Source organism: Saccharopolyspora gregorii (genome assembly GCF_024734405.1).
Classification (GTDB): domain Bacteria; phylum Actinomycetota; class Actinomycetes; order Mycobacteriales; family Pseudonocardiaceae; genus Saccharopolyspora_C; species Saccharopolyspora_C gregorii.
Genome location: NZ_CP059556.1, coordinates 953,265 through 973,233, shown reverse-complemented (window position 1 = coordinate 973,233; position 19,969 = coordinate 953,265). Strand labels below are relative to the sequence as shown.

The 19,969-nt window shown below is 74.2% G+C and carries 18 protein-coding genes and 2 pseudogenes; 9 read left to right on the top strand and 11 right to left on the bottom strand.

Features of this window, described 5'->3' with window-relative positions; translation table 11 throughout:
* Nucleotides 1-17: 17 nt before the first annotated feature.
* Nucleotides 18-521, top strand: a pseudogene (locus H1226_RS04200) (GtrA family protein); the annotation flags it as partial.
* A 106-nt stretch (nt 522-627) separates the two neighbouring features.
* Here H1226_RS04200 and H1226_RS04195 read toward each other — a convergent pair.
* Both H1226_RS04195 and H1226_RS04190 read right to left on the bottom strand, forming a co-directional pair.
* Nucleotides 628-1,902, bottom strand: coding sequence for an ATP-binding protein (locus H1226_RS04195; protein WP_258347105.1), 1,275 nt, complete (start codon nt 1,900-1,902; stop codon nt 628-630).
* A gap of 11 nt (nt 1,903-1,913) precedes the next feature.
* Nucleotides 1,914-2,588, bottom strand: a complete 675-nt coding sequence (locus tag H1226_RS04190; protein WP_224961839.1) for a response regulator transcription factor — start codon at nt 2,586-2,588, stop codon at nt 1,914-1,916.
* A 126-nt stretch (nt 2,589-2,714) separates the two neighbouring features.
* Here H1226_RS04190 and hisN point away from each other — a divergent pair, with 126 nt between their 5' ends.
* Nucleotides 2,715-3,482, top strand: a complete 768-nt coding sequence (gene hisN, locus H1226_RS04185) for a histidinol-phosphatase (RefSeq protein ID WP_258349333.1) — start codon at nt 2,715-2,717, stop codon at nt 3,480-3,482.
* Between the two features lie 128 nt (nt 3,483-3,610).
* Here hisN and H1226_RS04180 read toward each other — a convergent pair.
* Both H1226_RS04180 and H1226_RS04175 read right to left on the bottom strand, forming a co-directional pair.
* A pseudogene (locus tag H1226_RS04180) lies at nt 3,611-3,862 on the bottom strand (hypothetical protein); the annotation flags it as partial.
* Entirely contained in the window at nt 3,859-5,589 is a 1,731-nt protein-coding gene (locus H1226_RS04175) for a glycohydrolase toxin TNT-related protein (protein ID WP_258347080.1), read from the bottom strand. The pseudogene H1226_RS04180 and the gene H1226_RS04175, both read right to left, overlap by 4 nt.
* Before the next feature lie 258 nt (nt 5,590-5,847).
* Here H1226_RS04175 and H1226_RS04170 point away from each other — a divergent pair, with 258 nt between their 5' ends.
* Nucleotides 5,848-6,297: a MaoC family dehydratase gene (locus tag H1226_RS04170; protein ID WP_224968281.1), complete on the top strand. Its 450-nt coding sequence runs from the start codon at nt 5,848-5,850 to the stop codon at nt 6,295-6,297.
* Nucleotides 6,298-6,372: 75 nt separating this feature from the next.
* Here the strand turns inward: H1226_RS04170 and H1226_RS04165 are convergent, their stop codons facing one another.
* From H1226_RS04165 to H1226_RS04140, 6 genes are all read right to left on the bottom strand, one after another.
* The gene (locus H1226_RS04165; protein WP_258347056.1) at nt 6,373-7,326 is read right to left on the bottom strand and encodes a hydroxymethylglutaryl-CoA lyase; all 954 of its coding nucleotides are present in this window, start codon (nt 7,324-7,326) and stop codon (nt 6,373-6,375) included.
* The gene (locus tag H1226_RS04160) at nt 7,323-7,841 is read right to left on the bottom strand and encodes a PH domain-containing protein (protein ID WP_258347055.1); all 519 of its coding nucleotides are present in this window, start codon (nt 7,839-7,841) and stop codon (nt 7,323-7,325) included. Before H1226_RS04160 ends, H1226_RS04165 begins: the two co-directional genes overlap by 4 nt.
* 107 nt (nt 7,842-7,948) lie before the next feature.
* Nucleotides 7,949-8,773, bottom strand: coding sequence for a biotin--[acetyl-CoA-carboxylase] ligase (locus H1226_RS04155; RefSeq protein WP_258347052.1), 825 nt, complete (start codon nt 8,771-8,773; stop codon nt 7,949-7,951).
* Nucleotides 8,774-8,833: 60 nt separating this feature from the next.
* Complete coding sequence (locus H1226_RS04150; RefSeq protein WP_258347036.1) at nt 8,834-9,847, bottom strand: trypsin-like serine peptidase; 1,014 nt, start codon at nt 9,845-9,847, stop codon at nt 8,834-8,836.
* A gap of 237 nt (nt 9,848-10,084) precedes the next feature.
* Entirely contained in the window at nt 10,085-10,714 is a 630-nt protein-coding gene (locus H1226_RS04145; protein ID WP_258347029.1) for a class F sortase, read from the bottom strand.
* Between the two features lie 10 nt (nt 10,715-10,724).
* Nucleotides 10,725-11,114, bottom strand: coding sequence for a hypothetical protein (locus H1226_RS04140; protein ID WP_258347009.1), 390 nt, complete (start codon nt 11,112-11,114; stop codon nt 10,725-10,727).
* A gap of 146 nt (nt 11,115-11,260) precedes the next feature.
* Here H1226_RS04140 and H1226_RS04135 point away from each other — a divergent pair, with 146 nt between their 5' ends.
* The 3 genes from H1226_RS04135 (at nt 11,261) to H1226_RS04125 (ending at nt 15,935) form a co-directional block, all read left to right on the top strand.
* A complete protein-coding gene (locus H1226_RS04135) occupies nt 11,261-11,968 on the top strand; it encodes a response regulator transcription factor (protein WP_258347001.1) in 708 nt (235 codons plus the stop codon).
* On the top strand, nt 11,952-13,814 hold the full coding sequence (locus H1226_RS04130; protein ID WP_258346991.1) for a sensor histidine kinase: 1,863 nt from the start codon (nt 11,952-11,954) through the stop codon (nt 13,812-13,814). The genes H1226_RS04135 and H1226_RS04130 overlap by 17 nt, the downstream gene beginning before the upstream one ends.
* 186 nt (nt 13,815-14,000) lie before the next feature.
* Nucleotides 14,001-15,935 (top strand): Xaa-Pro dipeptidyl-peptidase, encoded by a 1,935-nt coding sequence (locus H1226_RS04125; protein ID WP_407074030.1) that lies wholly within the window; start codon nt 14,001-14,003, stop codon nt 15,933-15,935.
* Between the two features lie 63 nt (nt 15,936-15,998).
* On the opposite strand, the gene H1226_RS04120 is transcribed toward H1226_RS04125, so the two are convergent.
* Nucleotides 15,999-17,135, bottom strand: a complete 1,137-nt coding sequence (locus H1226_RS04120; RefSeq protein ID WP_224961853.1) for a S1 family peptidase — start codon at nt 17,133-17,135, stop codon at nt 15,999-16,001.
* Nucleotides 17,136-17,553: 418 nt separating this feature from the next.
* On the opposite strand from H1226_RS04120, the gene H1226_RS04115 reads away from it, so the two are divergent.
* The 3 genes from H1226_RS04115 (at nt 17,554) to H1226_RS04110 (ending at nt 19,884) form a co-directional block, all read left to right on the top strand.
* Complete coding sequence (locus H1226_RS04115; RefSeq protein WP_258346970.1) at nt 17,554-18,168, top strand: Maf family protein; 615 nt, start codon at nt 17,554-17,556, stop codon at nt 18,166-18,168.
* 142 nt (nt 18,169-18,310) lie between these two features.
* On the top strand, nt 18,311-18,388 hold the full coding sequence (locus H1226_RS28235) for a putative leader peptide (RefSeq protein ID WP_373690059.1): 78 nt from the start codon (nt 18,311-18,313) through the stop codon (nt 18,386-18,388).
* A 164-nt stretch (nt 18,389-18,552) separates the two neighbouring features.
* Nucleotides 18,553-19,884, top strand: coding sequence for a dicarboxylate/amino acid:cation symporter (locus tag H1226_RS04110; RefSeq protein ID WP_258346963.1), 1,332 nt, complete (start codon nt 18,553-18,555; stop codon nt 19,882-19,884).
* Nucleotides 19,885-19,969: the final 85 nt, after the last annotated feature.

The following is a 19,969-nucleotide window of genomic DNA, read 5'->3' as shown; positions in this document are numbered from 1 at the left end:
CGGTTAACATCGTCGGAGTGTCCGTCGTGGAAGCCGTGCTGGCCCGCGTCCCGCGCCCGCTGCGGGACCGCGCGGTGCGCCATCGCGAACTGGTGAAGTTCGCGATCGTCGGCGCCAGCACCTTCTTCATCGACTCGGCGATCTTCTACGCGCTGAAGCTGACGATCCTGGTGCCGAAACCGGTCACCGCGAAGGTGATCGCGGTGCTGGTGGCGACGATCGTGTCGTACGTGCTGAACCGGGAGTGGTCGTTCCGCACCCGCGGCGGCCGGGAACGCCACCACGAGGCCACGCTGTACTTCCTGTTCAGCGGCATCGGGGTCGCGCTGTACGCGGCGCCGCTGTGGTTCTCCCGCTACGCCCTGCACCTGCAGACCCCGTACACCAGCAGGCTCGTCGAGGAGATCGCCGACTTCACCGCCGCGCAGGTGGTGGGCCTGGTGCTGGGCATGGTGTTCCGGTGGTGGGCGTTCCGGAAGTGGGTGTTCCCCGCCGACGGGTCCCCCGACGACGAACTCCCCGACGACGAACCATCCGGCGACGACCCTTCCGGCGACGAATCCGGCGCCGAGCTCCCGGCGCCGGGGCCTCCGGCGCCGCGCCCGCGGACCGGGCGGCGGAACCGGATCAGCGCGGCCGGGACTCGATCTTCCACGGCACGCCGAGCACGTCGTCGGCCCGCGCCACCGGCAGGAAGATCTCGAACAGGGCGGGACGGGCCTTGCTGAGCTCCAGGCGCCCGCCGTCGGCCTCCACCAGCGCCCGCGCCAAGGCCAGGCCCACGCCCGTGGACCCGCCCGCGGAGAACCCGCGCTCGAACACGTAGGGCACCAGCTGGTCCGGCACCCCGGGCCCGGCGTCGCCGACCTCGACGACCACCGTCCCGCCGCCGTTGCGCGCGGTCAGCGTCACCGTCCCCTTGCCGTGGCGCACCGCGTTGTCCAGCAGCACCCCGATGGCCTCCCGCAACCGGCCGGGCGTGGCCCTGGCGAGCAGGCCGTCCGGCACCCGCTGGCGCAGCGCGCGGCCCTGGGCGCGCAGCGGTTCGCGCCACTCCGCGGCGGCCTCGGACAGCGCTTCGGACACGTCGAGCGGTTCGGCGTCCCTGGCGCGCGCGGCGGTCGCGGCGGCGAGCAGGTCGTCGAGGACGCTGGAGAGCCGCTCGGCCTGCTCCAGCGCCGCGGCGGCCTCCTCCGCGACCTCCTGGTCGGGCACGTCGGCCAGCGCCTCCAGCCGCAGCTGCAGCGCGGTGAGCCTGCTGCGCAGCTGGTGCGAGACATCGCCGACGAGTTCCCGCTCGCGCTGCACCAGCTGGGACAGGGCGGCGCCCGAGGCGTCCAGCGCGTCGGCGACCCGGTCCAGCTCCGGGACCTCGTGCCGCTTCGGATCGGCCCGGAAATCGCCCGCGCCGAGCCGGGCGGCGCGCGCGGCGACGTGCCGCAGCGGATCGGCCAGCCGCCGCGCGGTCAACCCCGCCACCACCATGCCGGTGCCCGCGGAGAGCACCACCAGCAGCAGCACCAGGCCCGCGACCTGGAACTGCTGGGTGCGCACCGGGCCGCTGGGCGCGGACAGCGTCACCGTGCCGCTCTGCACCATCGGCACGCTCTCGGTGAGCGGCGACCTGCCCGGGTCGGTGCCGTAGACGTACTCGTGGTCCTTGGTGCGCACCACCAGCCGCGCGTCCCGCGGCACCGCCAGCAGCACCGACTCCACGTCGATCGGGTGGCGGGAGGCGACCTGCTCGTCCAGCGAGGTCGCGATCTGCTGCGAGCGGGTGGACAGGTCGGTGCGGGTGAAGTCCTCCACCAGCTTCAGCGCGGTCACGCCCAGCGGCAGGCCCAGCACCACCGCCGTCACCGCCACCGCCAGCAGCGTCGCGACCAGGATCCGCCTGTGCACCGGGCCGCCCGTCAGTCCGCGTTGAACCGGAAGCCGACGCCGCGGACCGTGGCGATCCGCTGCTCGTCGGCACGGCCGTTGCCGTCGCCGAGCTTCCGGCGCAGCCAGGAGATGTGCATGTCCAGCGTCTTGCTGCCCTTGCGGCTGGCCTCCGGCCACACCTCGTCGAGGATCTCCTCGCGGGTGACGACCTGGCCCGCGTGCTGCATGAGCACCCGCAGCAGTTCGAACTCCTTGTTCGCCAGCCCCACCTCGTGCTCGTCGACGAGCACGCGGCGCGCGGTCAGCTCCAGCCGCACCCCGGACGCCTCCAGCGTCTCCGGGGAACCGCGGCGCAGCAGCGCCCGGATGCGGGCCATCAGCTCCGCGAGCCGGAACGGCTTCGCCACGTAGTCGTCGGCGCCCGCGTCGAGGCCCACCACGAAGTCCACCTCGTCGGTGCGCGCGGTGAGCATCAGCACGGGGATGCCGCGGCCCTGCGCGCGCAGCCGCCGGCACACCTCCAGCCCGTCCATCCCGGGCAGGCCGAGGTCCAGCACCATCAGGTCGATTCCGCCGGAGGACGCCTCCTGCAACGCCGAGGGGCCGTCGTCGATGACTCGGACCGAGTAGCCCTCCCGCTGCAATGCCCTCGACAACGGCACAGCAATGGCTGGGTCGTCCTCGGCCAGCAGCACTACGCTCACGCCTCCACCCTAGAGGTCCGCGATGATCAGGTCCGGGTCGTAGGCGGTTAGTTCCGCCCGGCCCGTCTGGTAGCCGCACCTCAGCGGGGCCGCGCGGAGCGCGGAAGTAGAGTCGCCGCCGTGACGATCGCCGATGACCTGGACCTGGCCCTGCACCTCGCGGACACCGCCGACGCGCTCACCTCGGACCGGTTCCGCGCGCTGGACCTCGCGGTGGACCGCAAGCCGGACCGCACCCCCGTCACCGATGCGGACCTGGCGGTGGAGGACGCGGTGCGCGCGGTGCTCGCCGAGCAGCGCCCCGGCGACGAGATCGCGGGCGAGGAGCGCGGCGGCGAGGTCACCTCGGCCCGCACCTGGGTGCTGGACCCGATCGACGGCACGAAGAACTTCCTGCGCGGGGTGCCCGCCTGGGCGACGCTGGTCGCGCTGGTCGAGGACGGCACGCCGACCGCGGGCGTGATCAGCGCACCCGCGCTGGGCCGCCGCTGGTGGGCGGCCGCGGGGTGCGGCGCGTGGGCGAGCTCCGGGGGCGCTGCGGAGCGGATCTCGGTGTCCGGGGTGCGCGAGATCTCCGACGCCTACCTGTCCACCACGCACCTGGGCAGCTGGGTGGAGCACCACTCGCGGGAGGCGTACCTGCGGCTGGTGGACGCGTGCTGGGAGAACCGGGCGTTCGGCGACTTCTGGCAGCACTGCCTGGTCGCGGAGGGCGCCATCGACGTGGCGGCCGAAGCGGTGGTGAACCCGTGGGACGTGGCCGCGGTGCAGGTCATCGTCCGCGAGGCCGGTGGCGAGTTCACCGACCTGGGCGGGCGGCGCGGTTTCCAGGGCGGCTCGGCGCTGAGCACCAACGGCCACCTGCACGCAACGGCCCTGGACCTGCTGCGCTGAATTCCGAACTCGTGCTGCTCCGCGAACCGAGTTCGAAGTTCAGGCGGTCACTGGGCCGGGGTGCCGTGGGGTGGGGTGGCCGGCTCGGCGGGCGCCTTCGGGGCGCGCGGGCGGTCCTGGTCGACGGGGCCGATGGCGCCGCGCAGCGCCTGGGTCCAGCTGAGCCTGCCGAACAGGTAGAAGCAGGCGACCTGCTCGCTGCTGAACCGCGCCCAGTCGTAGCGGTTGCCCTGCTCGCGCCAGAACACCTCCCACCCGGCGGCGCCGTCCACCTCCTCGCGGACCAGGCACCAGGTGTGGTCGGTCTCGGTGCCGATCGACACCAGCTCGGCGGGGACGCCGAGCGCCGCGAGCCAGCCGAGCATCGATTCGGTGTTCACTTCGCGATCTCCTCCGTGACCTCGTGCCGGTCGGTGCGGCGGGGCTCGTCGACCGCGCCCGGTGGTTCGTCCGGTGCGGCGTCGGCGCGCTCGTCCGGTTCCGCGCCCCCGCCCGCGGAGCGCCGGGACGCGCGGTCGGCCGCGTCGATCACGGCGGGGTCCAGCCGCAGCGTGCCCGCCTCCGCGGCGACCCGCGCCGCGGTGAGCTCGACGAGGTGGCCCAGCGCCACCAGTTCCGCCAGCGAGTGCGTCAGCCGGTAGCGCACGCCACCGCCGCTGCCCGCGAACCACGGCGCGGACACCGCCCGCCACACCGGCAGCGGCCGCAGCACCCGGTAGCGGTGGTACGGCAGCTCCAGGTAGTCCGGGGGCAGGCTGCGCCGGGTGAACGCGGTGCCGTCGGGCGCGGCGACCCGGCCCGCGTCGGAGCCGAGCGCGTCGAGCACCGCGTCCGGTTCGAGCACGATCGGCTCGCCCGGTTCCGCGCAGCCCTCCGGCACCGATGCGGCAGCGGGCCAGCGGGGTCCGGCGGGGCCGGTGTAGCGGCGTTCCCACTCCAGTTCGCTGAGTTCGGCGAGCGGGTCGTGCCCGGCGGCGAACTCGGCGGGGCGCTCCACCCCGTCGGATCCGGCCGGGTCCACCGCGAGCTCCCCGGAGCGGGCCCTGGCGAGGGCGTCGCGGTCGTCGACGAGGTCCGCGCGCGGGTGGTCGCGCGGCGGGAAGCGGCGCCCGGCCAGCGGATCGACGCCTTCGGCGGGCATCGGCAGCTGGCGGCTGGCGGTCGCCGCGGCGACCGGGAGGTACCCGATCGGGAACTGGTGGAGCATGAACGCGACCGCTTCCTTGCGGTCGCCCTGGCGCGGGCGGACCGGGTCGGCGGGCGGGCGGACCTGCCGCGCGACCGGATCGCCCTGGCCGGGGCGGGGGCCCGCGTCCGGCGCGGCGGCGCGCCGGACCTGCTGGGGTTGCCGTCCTCGGTGGTCCGGCCGGTCCTGCTGGCCGGGGCGGTTCAGGGGGCCCTGCCTGCCGGGCCGGGCTTGGTGGACCTGCTGGTTCTGCTGGCTCCCCTGCCCCGGTTGCCCCTGCTGGGCTTGGTTCCCCTGCTGGATCTGCTGTCCCTGCTGGGCTTGGTGGCCTTGGTGGCCCTGCTGGACCTGCTGGACCTGCTGGACCTGCTGAGGCTGCTGGCCCTGCTGAGCTTGATTGCCCTGCTGGGCCTGCTGAGCTTGATTGCCCTGCTGGGCCTGCTGAGCTTGATTGCCCTGCTGGATCTGCTGGCCCTGGTCGCCCTGCTGCCCCCGGTGGTTCTGCCGCCCCTGCTGCGCCTGCCGGACCTGCGCGCGCTGCCCGTGTCCGCCCGGCCGCCCCTCGGGGGACTGCTGCCCCGGCCCGAAGCGGTCCGGACCGTGCCCCGGGCGGATTCCGCCCGCCTGCCCGGAATTCGCGCCGAACCCGTCGGACCGCGGTCCGCGAGCGGCGGAATCGCCGCGGCCCTGCGGCGGGGCGGAAGACCAGGCCTGGCGCACCGGGTGCGGCGCGGTCACCGACGCGGGGTCCACCCCGTCCGCGACCCAGCCCGCGGCGAGCGCGCCGGACCCGGCCGCTTCGACCGTGACGGGGCCGGTGTGGTCGGCGTCGCCGCGCCACCGCGCCCGCTCGATGCCGCCGGAGTGCTCGTCCCGCGCCGGGGAGCCGTGCTTCCGGACGTCCTCGTGATCTCCGCTCATGGCCGCACCGACCCCGTCCGGGGGAGTGCCTGCCGTCCTCGCGGGCGCCGATGTCGAGCGGCGAGCTCCTCGGCGTGCGCGCTATCGGTGGCCACCGCCACTCCCCCTTCCGCAGTCGAGGCGTCGGCGGGCGCGTCCGCCCGCCCCGCGTTCCGGGACGCGCCCATGCGGTCGATGGTTCCACGTCGATCCTGCCGCACCGGAGCCGGATCGGGCACCGCGCACCACCCGGCCCGGGCGTCCTGCGATGATCCGGGCATGGCGGGTATCGCGTACGAAGACCTCGAACCTGGCCGGGTGTTCGACCTGGGTTCGGTGCTGATCGACCGGGACGAGATGGTGGCGTTCGCGCGCCGATTCGACCCGCAACCGTTCCACCTGGACGAGGAGGCCGGCGCGCAGTCGGTGCTCGGCGGGCTGTGCGCGTCCGGTTGGTACACCTCGTCGCTGTGGATGCGGGCCTACGTGGACCACGTGCTCGCCGGGTCCACTTCGCAGGGTTCGCCCGGCGGCAACGAGCTGTCCTGGGCGGCGCCGGTGTTCCCGGACGACGAGCTGCGGTTCGGCATGACGGTGAACAGCAGGCGGCTGTCGAAGAGCAGGCCGAACCTGGGCCTGGTGGAGATCACCGGCACCGCGGACCGGGACGCCGACCGCATCATGCGCTTCACGTTCCTGGCGATGTTCGGCACCCGCGAGCAGTCCTGACGCGGTTCGCCTCCGGACTCGACCGCGCCGCGGGCGAGCGCCGAGCCCTCCGCGCGCGGGCCCGAGCACGGCGGCCTAGGCCCCGGTGAGCGCCTTGACCACGCGGGACGGGCTGGGGCGGCCCAGCTGCTCGGCCATCCACGCGCTGGTGGCGGCGAGCGCCGCGAGGTCCACGCCGTGCTCGACGCCGAGCCCGTCCAGCATCCACACGAGGTCTTCGGTGGCGAGGTTCCCGGTGGCGGACTTCGCGTACGGGCAGCCGCCCAGCCCGCCCGCCGACGAGTCCACTGCGGACACCCCGTGCCGCAGCGCCGTCCAGGTGTTGGCCAGCGCCTGCCCGTAGGTGTCGTGGAAGTGCACCGCCAGCGACGCCACCGGCACCCCGGCGGCGGTGAACGCGCGCAGCACCGCCTCCACCTGCCCGGGCGTCGCCACACCGATCGTGTCGCCGAGCGAGAGCTGCCCGCAGCCCATCTCCAGCAACCGGCGCCCGGCGGCGACGACCTGCTCGACGGGCACCGGCCCCTCCCACGGGTCGCCGAAGACCATCGACAGGTACCCGCGCACGGCGAGGCCCTCGTCGGTGGCGCGGCGCACCACCGGCTCGAACATGGCGAACTGCTCGTCGAGCCCGCGGTTGAGGTTGCGGCGGGTGAACGACTCGGTGGCGGCGGCGAACACGGCCACGTCGGCGACCCCGGCGTCGAGGGCGCGGTCCAGGCCGCGGGAGTTCGGCACCAGCACGGGATAGCGCACGCCGTCCCGGCGGTCCAGCCCGGCGAGGACCTCGGCGGCGTCGGCGAGCTGCGGCACCCACTCCGGGCGCACGAAGCTGGTGGTCTCCACGATCCGCAGGCCCGCGTCGGCGAGCCTGCGCAGGAACTCCAGCTTCACCTCGACCGGCACCACGGCCTGCTCGTTCTGCAGCCCGTCGCGCGGCCCGACCTCCCAGATGGTGACCGCGGCGGGCAGTTCCCCGGGCTCCGGCGACGGCACCCGGTCCGGCAGGCCGACCTCCAGCGCGCTCATCGCCGCTCCCACCGGTCCTGGTCGTCGTGCTCGGATTCGTCGTTGACCTCGCGGTAGAGCAGGGTGTGCACCCGCTCGACCTTGGGGATGTCATCGAACTCCAGCGGCTCGTCGGAGGCGGATTCGACGATCAGCGTGCCGCAGCCGAAGAACCGGTCCACCAGGCCATGGCTGAACCGCACGCTGTTGATCCGCCACATCGGGATGTCGACGCCGGTGCGGGTGAACACGCCCTCGCGGACCATCAGCCGCCGCGAGGTGACCACGAAGTGGGTGGTGCGCCAGCGGATCAGCGGTGCCAGCGTCCACCAGATGACCAGCACCGCACCGACGGCGGCGAGCGCGATCCACACCGGCACGTTCCAGGTCAGCTCGGCGACCAGCGCGGCGGCGTACGAGCCCGCCCCGACCACGGCGAGGAACAGCACCACCGGCACGACGAGCATCTTCCAGTGCGGGTGGGTGTGCACCACCACGTACTCGTCCTCGCTCAGCAAACCGTCCGGATACGCCACCGGAGAATCCCCTCCCTCGATCACCAGGCGCTGATCACGCTACCCGTCCGACCACACCGCCGAGCGTCCCTCGATCAGGCGGCGTGCCGCGGGACGGGACGAATCGCTCAGCGCGGGCGCAGGTGCACCACGTCTCCCGCCGACACCGGGGTGCCCGCCCCGTCGGCGCCGCGCACCAGCAGGCGCCCGTCCGCGTCGATCCCGGTCGCGGTGCCCAGCAGGTCGTTCCCGCCGAGCTCCACCCGGACCTGCTGGCCCAGCGTGCCGCACAACCGCTGGTAGCGGTCCAGCAAGCCGCTCGCCAGCACGTCCCCGGCGTGCTCGCGCCACAGATCGTCGACCGCGGCGAGCGCGGTCAGCAGCCGCACCGCGAACTCCTGCCGGTCCACGTCCGCACCCTGCTCGGCGAGCGAGGTCGCGGGCAGCCCGCCCGCCCCGGTGGGCAGCTCGCCGGGCCCGTGGTGCACGTTCACGCCGATGCCGACGACGATCGCCACCCCGTCCGCGGTGCTGACCGCCTCGGCGAGGATCCCGGCGCCCTTGCGCCAGGCGTCATCGCCGCCGAGCAGCAGGTCGTTCGGCCACTTCAACGCGGCGGGCACCCCGCACGCGTCGCGGACCACCTCGGCGAGGGCGATCCCCGCGAGCAGCGGCAGCCAGCCGAGCGCGCCCTGCGGCACCGACGCGGGCCGCAGCACCGCGCTCACGTGCAGGCCGTAGCCGCGCGGCGAGATCCAGGTCCGCCGCATCCGGCCGCGCCCGGCCTGCTGCTCCTCGGCGAACAGCAGCGTGCGGTCCGGGGCACCGGCCGCGGCGGCCGCGGACAGGTCCGTGTTGGTCGATCCGGTCACGGTGACCACGTCGAGCTTCGCGTACGGGCCTTCGTCGACCAGCCGCCTGCGCAGCTCAGCCTCGTCGAGCAGTGCAACCATGACCCCAGGTTACGAGCGCGCACCGGCGCGGCCGCGGTCGAGTGCGCCGCGGGTGGCGGACTACCCGATCCGCTCGGCCGCCCGGTACAGCTGCCCGGTGATCTCGGTGGTGAACCGCGGCCCCACGAGGTACCGGGTGCACCCCGCCGGCTCACCGGGAGGGCACGCCGTCCCGGCACCGCCGCGGAAGGCGCTTTCGGTGTTGATGCCGACGACCGCGCCCACGCCGGTCTCCGGGGACAGCCCGGAGATCCGGGGGCCGCCGCTGGCGCCACCGCCCATGGTGCAGGGCACGCCCCACCGCCCCGGAGCACCGGGGGCCTCCGCCGCCGTTCCCCAGCAGTGGGCGAGGCGCTCGCCGATGTACTCCGGTAGACCGTCGCGCGCGGGATCCGACGAGGCGCGCGGATATCCGAACGACGTCGCGGCGCCCGCACCCGGCTCGTCGAAGCCGATGCGCTGGGCGACACCGATCACGTCCACCGGCCGCCGCCCGCGCTCGTCCGGGTTCAGCACCACGAACGCCTGGTCGTGGGGTCCGTACACCTCGCCGTGCTGCTGGTCGTTGTGCAACCAGGTCTCGTCGGCGAACCCGACCCGGCCGGTGAACCGGCCGAAGGGCGCCTTCCCGTCGCGATAGCCGGGGATGAACAGCACGTGCTCCGTCCACCGGCCGTCCTCGCCAAGCAGGTCGGTGTTGTGGACGCAGTGCCCGGCGGTGACGATCGTGCTGCGGTTGTCCGCCTCGACCACGGTCGCGGTGCAACTCGCGTCCTCGCCGTGGTCGGTGAAGAACAACCGCCCCACGTTCCTGGACGGGGCGTTCCCGCTGGTCCACGGGGCGCCGTCCGGACCGGCCACGGGCGGGTTGTCCGACGGGGTTCCGGTGAGCGCGGCGATGCGCTCGGGGGTCCAGTAGTCCTGCACCGCGCGTTGTTCCGCCGCGCTGGTGGCCATGCGGTGCTCGACGACGGGCGCTGGGGCGGGCTCGGCGGTGGCGGGTGCGGCGGTCGACGCTCCCGTCGCCAGCGCCGCGCAGCCCATCACCAGGCTCCGCAACTTCGTGGTCATCATCCGGTCAGGCTAGGGAGCGGATGTCAGGAACTCGTTGGCTTCTCGTGCGGTTCCGGTTCGGCCGAGCCGTGCGCGGGACTCGGTCCCGGGAGCCCGCGCGACCGAAGGCCGTCCGGGAGGGGACGTCGATCGCGGGCGCGGCGCTCCCCTCCCCGGCGTTCCCCTTCCCGCCGGCTCCCCTTCCCCGGCGACGCCCGTCCCGGGCGGTACCCCTCGCGAACCGCCCGGGACGGCCGCTCACGGCCCGACCTCGGTGAGGCGGGCGTAGGCGATGATGTTGTCGCGGTAGCTGCCGGCCGCGTCGTCGAACGCGCCGCCGCACGTGATCAGCCGCAGCTCGGGCGTCGTCGTGTCGCCGTAGACCTCGTCGGTGGGGAAGCGGTCCTTCGGCACCTGGTCGATGCGGGTCACGGTGAACCGCGCGACGGTCCCGTCCGACCGCCCGACGCGGACCTCGGCGCCGGGCACGAGCTGGTGCAGGCGGGCGAAGATGCCGTCTCGGCCGTCGCCGTCGACGTGCCCGAGCACCACCGCGGGCCCCGTCTCGCCGGGCGTCGGCCCGTAGCGGTACCAGCCGGCCTGCATCGGCTCGTGGACGGAGGGGACCGCGACCGTGCGGTCGTCGTTCAGCCCCAGGGGGAGCAGCGTCGAGCGCGCGCCGATGTCCGGCACGTCGAGCCAGGCCGGTGCGGACACCGGGAGCGGTCGCCCGGCCGAGCGCTCCACCGCCGGGACCGATGACCGCGGGGCGAGGTCGATCTGCTGCCCGTGAGCCGAGCAGCCGGACAGCGCGAGCACGGCGACGAGCACCGGCAGCGGGGAGGCCGCGGCGCGGCGACCTCCCCACCTGCGGGAACGCGTGTTCATCCGCCGTGCCTCACCGCTCGTCCGCGGGCCGCCGGCGCAGCAGGAGCACGGCCCCGCCCCCGGCCGCGACGACCGCCGCCGCACCGCCCGCGAGGGAGGCGGGCGTGGCGGTCCACCCGGCCGGACCGCCGCCGGTGTCGGGTGCTCCGACCGGTCGTTGCGAGACCTGGCGGCGGGACTCGGCCGCACCGGTCCCCTCCGCCGAGCTCCTGCCCTCCGCGTCCTGCCCGGCCCGCTGCTCCGCCGCCGCCCGCTCCCGCGCGGAGACCTGCTCCTGCTCGCTCGTCCCCGGCCGGTCGCGTTCCTGAGCCGCGGTGTCCGCCCAGCCGACGGTCCCCGTCAGCGGCAACGCCAGCGCCCCGAGCACCGCGGCGGCCGCGCAAGTTCGGTTGATCCTCATCGATCGCGTCCTCTCGTGTCTGCTTGCCGGACGAGGTGCACGCTCCCGGAACGCTTTCAGGATCCGGTTCGGTGATCGTGAAGAAGTTGTTCGATTTTCGATCCGGTCATGTCGGACGGCCGCCGGCTTCGGTGACAATGCTCCGGGTGTGCGCACAGATCCTGGTAGCCGAGGACGACCCCAAGCAGGCCGAGCTGATCCGCCGCTACCTGGTGCGCGACCACCACGCGGTGCGGATCGTGCACGACGGGCGCGCGGCGATCGACGAGGCGCGGCGCAAGCCGCCGGACCTCGCCCTGCTCGACGTGATGATGCCGAAGGTCGACGGTCTCGACGTCTGCCGCGTGCTGCGCGCCGAGTCCGAGTTGGCGATCGTCCTGCTCACCGCGCGGACCACGGAGGACGACGAGCTGCTCGGGCTCGACCTCGGCGCCGACGACTACGTCACCAAGCCGTACAGCCCGCGCCAGCTCGCCGCCCGCGTCCGCGCCGTGCTGCGCCGGTCCGGCCGGAAGAAGCGCCTGGAGCCGCAGGTGCTGCAGGTCGGTGCGCTCACGATCGACGTGGCACGGCACGAGGTCGCGCTGGCCGGGGAACTGCTGGACTGCACACCCGCGGAGTTCCGCGTCCTCGCGGTGCTGGCCGCGGAGCCGGGTCGGGTGTTCAGCCGCGGCCAATTGCTCAGCCGGGCGTTCGACGTGGACAGGTTCGGCACCGAGCGCACGATCGACGTCCACGTCATGAACCTGCGCCGCAAGCTCGAACCCGACCCGCGCAAGCCGGTCCTCCTGCTCACCGTGTACGGGGTCGGCTACAAGCTGCGGGGCGGTTCGGCCGATGCCGCTCCGGCGTAGCGGGCACGGCCTGCTCACCCGGCTGCTCGTGATGGCCGTGGTCGTCGCGGGTTGCTCGATCGGTGCGACGGCGTGGCTGGCCGCGCAGAGCACGAGCGGCGCCATCAACCGCGAGCTCGGCGAGACGCTGGCCGACGATGCGGAGATCTACGATTCGCTCCTCGGCTACGCCGCGACGCACCCGCGGTGGCCGGGGGTGCAGCGGCTCGTCGACGATCTGGCCACGAGCACCGGCCGCAGGGTCACGGTGACGACCACGACGCGGGCGACCATCGCCGACTCGGGCGGCGCGCCGGGCGTCGGCCTGCCGCGCACCCCGTCCGCGGTGGTCGATCCGCTCGCCGTGGACGCGGCGCTCAACCCCGGCGCCACGGCGTCGGGCATCGACGCGCGCGCCGTCGGGCCGTACCGGCTCACCGAGGTCGAGCGCGAGCGGCTGCGCCGCAGCGCACAGGCGCAGTTGGCGTGCGTGCGCAGGTACGGCGAGGACGGCGTGATCGTCGAACGGCCCAACGGGCGCGCGGCGGTCACGCCCGTGACCCCGTCGGCGGCGCCGCGGGCGGCCGAGCAGCGCTCGTCCCGGCACGCGGCCGAGGGCACCGCGCGGGCCACCGCCGAGGACTCCCCGGCTTGGCGGGACGACGTCTGCGCCGGCCCGCCGCCGACGACGCAGACCGAGCGCGACGCGAACGAGACCCTGCTGGAACTCGTGAACGCGTGCCTCGCCCGGCAGGGCAGCGGACCGCTGCCCGTCGATGCCCTCGCGCTGACCGCACCGGACGAGCTGACCACCGGCCCCGACGCGAAGCGGTGCGTCGACACCGCGCGGCGGGAGCAGCTCGGGCCCTACGTCGCGCCCGCCGCGCAGCTGTACATCACGCGGCCCGACGGCAACGTCGCCGCGGCGGACCTGTCCACGGTGCGCGTGTCGCAGATCGTGTGGACGGCGCTGGCCGTCCTCGTCGTGACGATCGGCGTCGCGGCGTTCGCGGCGGGCAGGCTCGTCCGCCCGATCCACGCGCTCACCAGCGCGGCCAGGAGGATGGGCGACGGTGACCGCTCCGTCCAGGTCGAGACGGGCGCGCAGGGGGAGATCGGTGAGCTGGCGGCGGCGTTCAACACGATGTCGGCGCGGATCGAGACCTCGGAGCGGCAGCGCCGGACGATGGTCAGCGACGTAGCGCACGAGCTGCGGACACCGCTGGTCAACGTGCGCGGATGGCTGGAGGCCGTGCAGGACGGCGTCGCCGAGCTCGACCCGCCGCTGGTGGCGTCGCTGCTCGAGGAGACGGTGCTGCTGCAGCACCTCATCGACGACTTGCAGGACCTCGCGCTCGCCGACGCGGGGAAGCTGCGCGTGCACCCGGAGCCGGTGGACGTGCGGTCCGTCCTGGACCAGGTCGCGGCGGCGCACCGGGGCGGGGCGACGGCCGTCGGCGTCGAACTGGGCGTGCACGTGGACGGCGAGCCGGACCTGCGGGCCGACCCGACGCGGCTGCGGCAGTCGCTGGGCAACCTGGTGTCGAACGCGGTGCACCACACGCCGCCGGGCGGCCGGGTGGAGCTGCGGGCCCGCAGCACCGGCGACGAGGTGCTGCTCGAGGTCGCGGACACGGGCACCGGCATCGACGCGGAGTCGCTGCCGCACGTCTTCGACCGCTTCTGGCGGGCCGAGAAGTCGAGGAACCGGGCTGCGGGCGGCAGCGGCCTCGGCCTCGCCATCACGCACCACCTGGTGCGGGCCCACGGTGGCCGCATCGACGTGCGCAGCGAGGTGGGCGCGGGCAGCACGTTCACGATCCACCTCCGGTCCGGCGCGCACCGGCGCCCGGAGGACCCGAGCTAGCCGGGCCGCGCCGCGTCGCCGCCGGACGAACCCGCCGGTTCACCCCTCCCCCGCGTCGCGCCACACTTTCGGCCGTGGCACGGCGTTGATCTCGCCGCTTAGTGTTCCGCGAGATCATCGGAGGTGACCGTGCCGACTTCCCGCTCCCCGCGCCCCGGAACCCGAGGGTGGCGCGCCCCGGCGTCCGTGCTCTGCGGCGCGCTGCTCGCGCTGACCGCGACCCCCGCGGTCGCCGCCCCGCAACCGCCACCAGCCCCAGCCCCAGCCCCGGCACCGGCACCGGACGCACCGCGCAGCGAACCGGTGTTCGCCGCCGACCCGGTGCGCGAAACCGTCTGGGTGGACACCGGCCTGGACGGTGACGCGGACGGCGCGACCGACCGGGTCGCGGTGGACATCGCGCGGCCGCGGACCGACGGGCCCGTCCCGGTGATCATGGATGCGAGTCCGTACTACTCGTGCTGCGGCCGCGGCAACGAGAACGAGCTCAAGACCTACGACGACGAGGGCCGGCCGGTCGGGTTCCCGCTGTTCTACGACAACTACTTCGTGCCGCGCGGCTACGCGACGGTGCTCGTGGACCTGGCGGGCACCAACCGCTCGCAGGGCTGCGTGGACGTCGGCGGCCCGTCCGACGTGGGCTCGGCGAAGGCGGTGGTCGACTGGTTGAACGGCCGCGCGAAGGGCTACGACGCGGCCACCGGCGGCGCCGAGGTCGGTGCGGGCTGGTCCACCGGCGCCGTCGGCATGATCGGCAAGTCCTACGACGGGACGATCGCCAACGGCGTCGCCGCGACCGGGGTGGCGGGCCTGCGCACGATCGTGCCGATCGGGGCGATCAGCTCCTGGTACGACTACTACCGCTCCGACGGCGTGTCCTTCGGCGCGGACCCGCGCGGGCTCGCCGAGACCGTCGAGGAGGGCGGCCGGCCGGAGTGCGCGCCGGTCAAGCAGCGGCTCGACGAGGGCGCGCCCGCCAACGGCGACGTCACCGACCTGTGGGCCGAACGCGACCACGCGGCCGACGCCGCGAACGTGCGGGCCAGCGTGTTCGCCGTGCACGGCCGCAACGACCTCAACGTGAAGATGATCCAGTTCGGGCAGTGGTGGGACGCGCTGGCCGCGAACGACGTGCCGCGCAAGGTGTGGCTGAGCCAGACCGGCCACGTCGACCCGTTCGACTTCCGCCGCGCGGAGTGGGTGGACACCCTGCACCGCTGGTTCGACCACGAGCTGCTCGGCATGGACAACGGGATCGACGCCGAACCGGCCGCCAGCGTGGAACGCGCCCCGGACGAGTGGTCCGACGAGGCGTCCTGGTCCGGCGAGTCCGCGACCCCGACCACGCTGCACCCGGTCCCCGGCGACACCGACGGGCTCGGCGGGCTCACCTCGGAACCGGCCCCGGCCGACGCGCGCGCCGCGTTCACCGACGACCCGGCGCAGGACGAGTACGACTGGGCGCGCGAGCCCGACCAGGCCTCCCCGGCCCGCGCGCTGTTCACCACCGCCCCGCTGGAGCAGGACCTGCGGCTGGCAGGCACCGGCTCGATCTCGGTGACCGCGACGCCCGCGACGCCGACCGCGCACCTGTCGGCGGTGCTCGTCGACTACGGCCCCGCCACCACGCGGGACGCGCTCGGCGAGGGCGAAGGCATCCGCACCCTGGACTCGGAGTCCTGCTGGGGCGAGAGCCGCGAGGGCGACGACGCCTGCTACCGGGACACCGAGGCCACCACCGCGGACGTCGACTACCAGGTGCTGTCCCGCGGCTGGGCCGACCTGGCCAACCACGGATCGCTGTCCGAGGAGTCGCCGCTGACGCCGGGCACGCCGTACGAGATGACGTTCCGGCTGGCCACCACCGACCACGTGATCCCCGCCGGGCACCGGCTGGGACTGGTCGTCGGCGGGACCGATTCCGCGTTCATCCAGGCACCGGCCGAACCGGGCCGGGTCGAGGTCGGGCTGGCGGGCACCTCGGTGTCGCTGCCGGTCGTCGGCGGCGCCGCCGCGGTCCGGGACGCGGGACTCGACCGCGCCCCGACCGGGACGGCCGCGGTCCGCCCGGACCGGCTCCCCGCCGAACCGCGGGTGCTGCTCAACCGCGACGGCGCCTGACCCGGAACGGGACGAGCGGCCCGTTCGCCCGATGCGCTCGGTCGAACGGGCCGTTCCCCCGGATCAGTTCGTGACGAGGCTCAGGCCGTAGGCGCTGAGCGCTTCCCCGACCGGCTGGAAGTACGTGGTGCCGCCGGACGAGCAGTTGCCGGACCCGCCCGAGGTCATGCCCTGGGCCGAGTTGCCGCTGATGAACGAACCACCGGAGTCACCGGGCTCGGCGCACACGTTGGTCTGGGTGAGCCCGCTGACCGAGCCCTCCGCGTAGCGGACGGTCTGGTTCAGCGCCTGCACCGAACCGCAGTGCCAGCCGGTGGTGGAGCCGGAGCGGCACACCGAGGACCCGGTCGGCGCGGTGCTGTGCCCGGAGACGGCCCGGCCGCTGCCGTTGTACATGTTCACCAGGCCGCGGGCGGTCCAGTTGCCGTTCGCCGACACCCACGCGTAGTCGTTGCCGGGGAACGAGGACCCCTGGAACGAGCCGAGGGCGACCTGGTTGTAGCCGGAGGCGGAGGTGCCGCGGGTCCCGCAGTGCCCGGCGGTGACCATGCCGGACGCGCCGCTGGAGGTGCGCACCGGGAAGCCGACCGAGCAGCGCCCGCCGCCCATGTAGTAGGCGTCGCCGCCGACGAGGTCGTAGAGCGTGCGCGGCGCCTCGGTGACCTCGTCGACCCGCACCGGCGCGTTCCCGGTGGTCTCGGCGAGGTAGCCGTCGGTGGCGGCGTCGCGCAGCGCGGCCTGCACGTCGACGACGACGGTGTTGGCCCGTTCGTCCACGTACCAGCCGGTGATGGACGCCGGGGCGGACGCCTCGGCGCGGTCGAGGGCGGCGACGGCGGCGTCGAGCTCGGCGCTGCTGTGCCGCACCACCCGGGCGGTGGCGCCGGCTTCCTCCACTTCGGCGATCTTCGCGGCGTCCGTGACGCCGACGACGAGCGCGCCGCTCGCCGCGTCGAAGTAGGCGCCGCCGAAGCTGCCGCCCAGTGATCGGCTCAACGTCTCGTCGAGCCGCCGTGCGGTGTCCTCCTGCGCGAGGCGGGTGCGGGCCTGCTGCTCGGTGAGGCCGAGGTCGCGCTGCACGGCGGCGAGCAGGTCGGGGTCCAGCGGCGAGGCCGTGACGGCGGGGCTGATCGCCGCGGTCGCGGTGCCCGCGACGAGCAGCGCGGCGCTCGCCAGGCGAAGGGTTCGCTTCCGGCTCATCTTTCGATCTCCCTCGATATCCGGTGCTTGCGGAATGGGGCGAGCCGCGCGGCGGGGCGTGATCGGCGCTCCGGGGACGCGCGGGGTCAGGCGAACGGGGGGCGTCCGCGCTGGAGGAGAGCGGTGTCCGGCCCGCGGGCCGGGAGGAGGCGTGGATCCACTGCGAAGGGGTGGAACCGGCGAGGAGAGCTCCCCGCCCGCGGTCTCGTCCGGCCGTCGCCGGAGGTGTCCGCGAGAAGGACATTAGGAATCTTCCACCTGAACCAGGCACCGCCATTAGAGCTATGGCATTCCCTGTGAACGCACGAAACCGCACCGCACAGGCTTGCGGCTCGGCCGTTCGGCCTGTCCAGGCGACGCCGAAGCGGGCAACGGGCCGCCCTCAGGTCCCGCCGCGGGGCGCGGCTACAGTCGCCGCGTGCGCTTCGTCCTCGCCTCCGCGTCCCCCGCCCGACTCGCCGTGCTGCGCGCCGCCGGGATCGATCCCGCCGTGCAGGTGTCCGGCGTGGACGAGGACGCGGTGGCCGCCGCGCTGCCGGACCCGTCGCCCGCGGAGCTGGTGACCGCGCTGGCGCTGGCGAAGGCCGACGCGGTGCTGCCGGAGATCGGCGGGGACGCGGTGGTCGTCGGCTGCGATTCGATGCTGTCCATCCACGGCGAGGTCGTCGGCAAGCCGCACGACCCGGAGATCGCGCTGAAGCGCTGGCGCGCGATGGCCGGCGGCAGCGGCGAACTGCTCACCGGGCACGCGGTGGTGCGGCTGCGCGACGGCGAGGTGGTGTCCCGGGCGCACGCGCACAAGACGACGGTGGTGCGCTTCGCGGAACCGAGCGAGGCGGAGCTGGCGGCCTACGTGGACTCCGGCGAGCCGCTGCGGGTGGCGGGCGGGTTCACCTTGGACGGCCTCGGCGGCTGGTTCGTGGAGGGCGTGGACGGTGACCCGTCGAGCGTGATCGGCATCAGCCTGCCGCTGACCCGCACCCTGCTCGCCGAGGTGGGCGTCGGCGTGGCGGAGCTGTGGCAGCGCTCCTGATCTCCGGGAGTGACCGCTCCGGCGCGGTTCGTGGCCGAATTCCGCCGGGTGGGCCGAATTCCGCCGTTCCGCCGGTGAACGCGAACACAATTCGGTTAATTCGGGATGGTCTGGACCGAACCGCGGGTTAGAACTGTCCGCGATGGGAGCTCAGCGGCGTTACCTGACTTCACGCCTGCACGTCGATCTGCGACGGCAGGCCAGCAGCGCTTGTCCCTGAGCGGGCGGCGAACCCCGGTCCCGCGCCCGCGGCGCGCTCCGGCACCGACCTGATCCGCGCCGATTCCGGCCGATCGCACCGCCCGCGCACCTCCCCGCCCGGGCGAAGCCCGCGAGCGATCCTCCCCGGCGCGTCCCGCGCCACCCGGACCACGCAGTCAGGAGATGCCCGTGTCCACCTCCCCCGAGCCCGAACGGCGACGGCCCCGGTTCAACCCGCGGTTGTTCGCCGTCGCGGTCGTCGCCTCCCTGGTCGTCGGCGCGCTGCTGGGCTGGATCGCGAAGGCGACCGACGCCCAGTGGCTGATCACGACGCTGGACACGATCGGCTCCACGTTCACCAACCTGCTCACGTTCACCGTGCTGCCGCTGATCTTCACGGCGATCGTCGTGGGCATCACCAGCCTGCGCTCGGTCGGCGGCGGCCGGACCGCGGCCCGGCTCGGCGGGAAGACCGCGCTGTGGTTCGCGATCACCTCGCTGATCGCCGTGGTCATCGGCATCGCGGTGGGACGGCTCGTGCAGCCCGGGCAGGGCCTGGTGCTCGAACCCGACCCGGAGCGGCTGAAGTCCATCGGGGAGAAGACGCAGGGCTCCTGGCTCGACCTGGTCAACGGGCTGATCCCGAGCAACCTGGTCAGCGCCTTCTCCGAGGGCGAGACGCTGCAGGTGGTGTTCGTGGCGCTCATCATCGGCGCCGCCGCTTACAGCCTCGGTGACACGGCGAAGCCGTTCGTGGACTTCAACCGCTCGCTGTTCGAGGTGATCCAGCGAGTGCTGGGCTGGATCATCCGGCTCGCCCCGATCGGCACCCTCGGCCTGATCGGCAACGCGGTCGCCACCTACGGCAACGAGTTCTTCGCACCGCTGCTCAAGCTGATCGGCGCCACCTACGCCGGCTGCGCGCTGGTGCTGTTCGTGGTGTACCCGGTGCTGCTGCGGTTCGTGGCGAAGGTGAGCCCGGCGACGTTCTTCGCGAAGGCGTGGACGGTGCTGCAGTTCGCGTTCGTGTCCCGCTCCTCCGGCGCGAGCCTGCCGCTGAGCAGGCAGACCGCCGAGAACCTGGGCGTCAGCAGCTCGTACGCGAACTTCGCGGTGCCGCTGGCCACCACGACCAAGATGGACGGGTGCGCGGCGATCTACCCCGCGGTCGGCGCGATCTTCATCGCGAACCTGTTCGGCATCCAGCTGGGCGTCGTGCAGTACCTGACGATCGTGGCGGTCGCCGTGTTCGGCTCCATCGCCACCGCCGGGGTCACCGGCTGGTTCACGATGCTCACCCTCACCGTGAGCGCGCTCGGCTTCCCGCCGGAGGTGGTGGCGACCGGCATCGCCGTCGCCTACGCGGTCGACCCGATCATGGACATGGCGCGGACCGCGACCAACGTGGCCGGGCAGATCGTGGTGCCGACCGTCGTCGCCCGCGGCGAGGGCCTCATCGACGACGAGGTGCTCAACGCCCCGTCCGACCCGCCGCTGCTGACCGCCAAGGCGTGATGCTCCGGCCGCTCGTCCCCGTGCCGGCACGCGGGGACGAGCGGCCCGCCCTCCGGGCCGGACGGGCCGTTCGCCCGGTAGGTCC

Excerpts from the sequence above, each read along its gene's own strand:
- H1226_RS04175 (WP_258347080.1), bottom strand. The coding sequence starts at position 5,589 with ATGAGCGGAGATCACGAGGACGTCCGGAAGCACGGCTCCCCGGCGCGG.
- H1226_RS04170 (WP_224968281.1), top strand. The coding sequence starts at position 5,848 with ATGGCGGGTATCGCGTACGAAGACCTCGAACCTGGCCGGGTGTTCGAC.
- H1226_RS04165 (WP_258347056.1), bottom strand. The coding sequence starts at position 7,326 with ATGAGCGCGCTGGAGGTCGGCCTGCCGGACCGGGTGCCGTCGCCGGAG.
- H1226_RS04155 (WP_258347052.1), bottom strand. The coding sequence starts at position 8,773 with ATGGTTGCACTGCTCGACGAGGCTGAGCTGCGCAGGCGGCTGGTCGAC.
- H1226_RS04150 (WP_258347036.1), bottom strand. The coding sequence starts at position 9,847 with ATGATGACCACGAAGTTGCGGAGCCTGGTGATGGGCTGCGCGGCGCTG.
- H1226_RS04145 (WP_258347029.1), bottom strand. The coding sequence starts at position 10,714 with ATGAACACGCGTTCCCGCAGGTGGGGAGGTCGCCGCGCCGCGGCCTCC.
- H1226_RS04140 (WP_258347009.1), bottom strand. The coding sequence starts at position 11,114 with ATGAGGATCAACCGAACTTGCGCGGCCGCCGCGGTGCTCGGGGCGCTG.
- H1226_RS04130 (WP_258346991.1), top strand. The coding sequence starts at position 11,952 with ATGCCGCTCCGGCGTAGCGGGCACGGCCTGCTCACCCGGCTGCTCGTG.
- H1226_RS04120 (WP_224961853.1), bottom strand. The coding sequence starts at position 17,135 with ATGAGCCGGAAGCGAACCCTTCGCCTGGCGAGCGCCGCGCTGCTCGTC.
- H1226_RS28235 (WP_373690059.1), top strand. The coding sequence starts at position 18,311 with ATGGGAGCTCAGCGGCGTTACCTGACTTCACGCCTGCACGTCGATCTG.
- H1226_RS04110 (WP_258346963.1), top strand. The coding sequence starts at position 18,553 with ATGCCCGTGTCCACCTCCCCCGAGCCCGAACGGCGACGGCCCCGGTTC.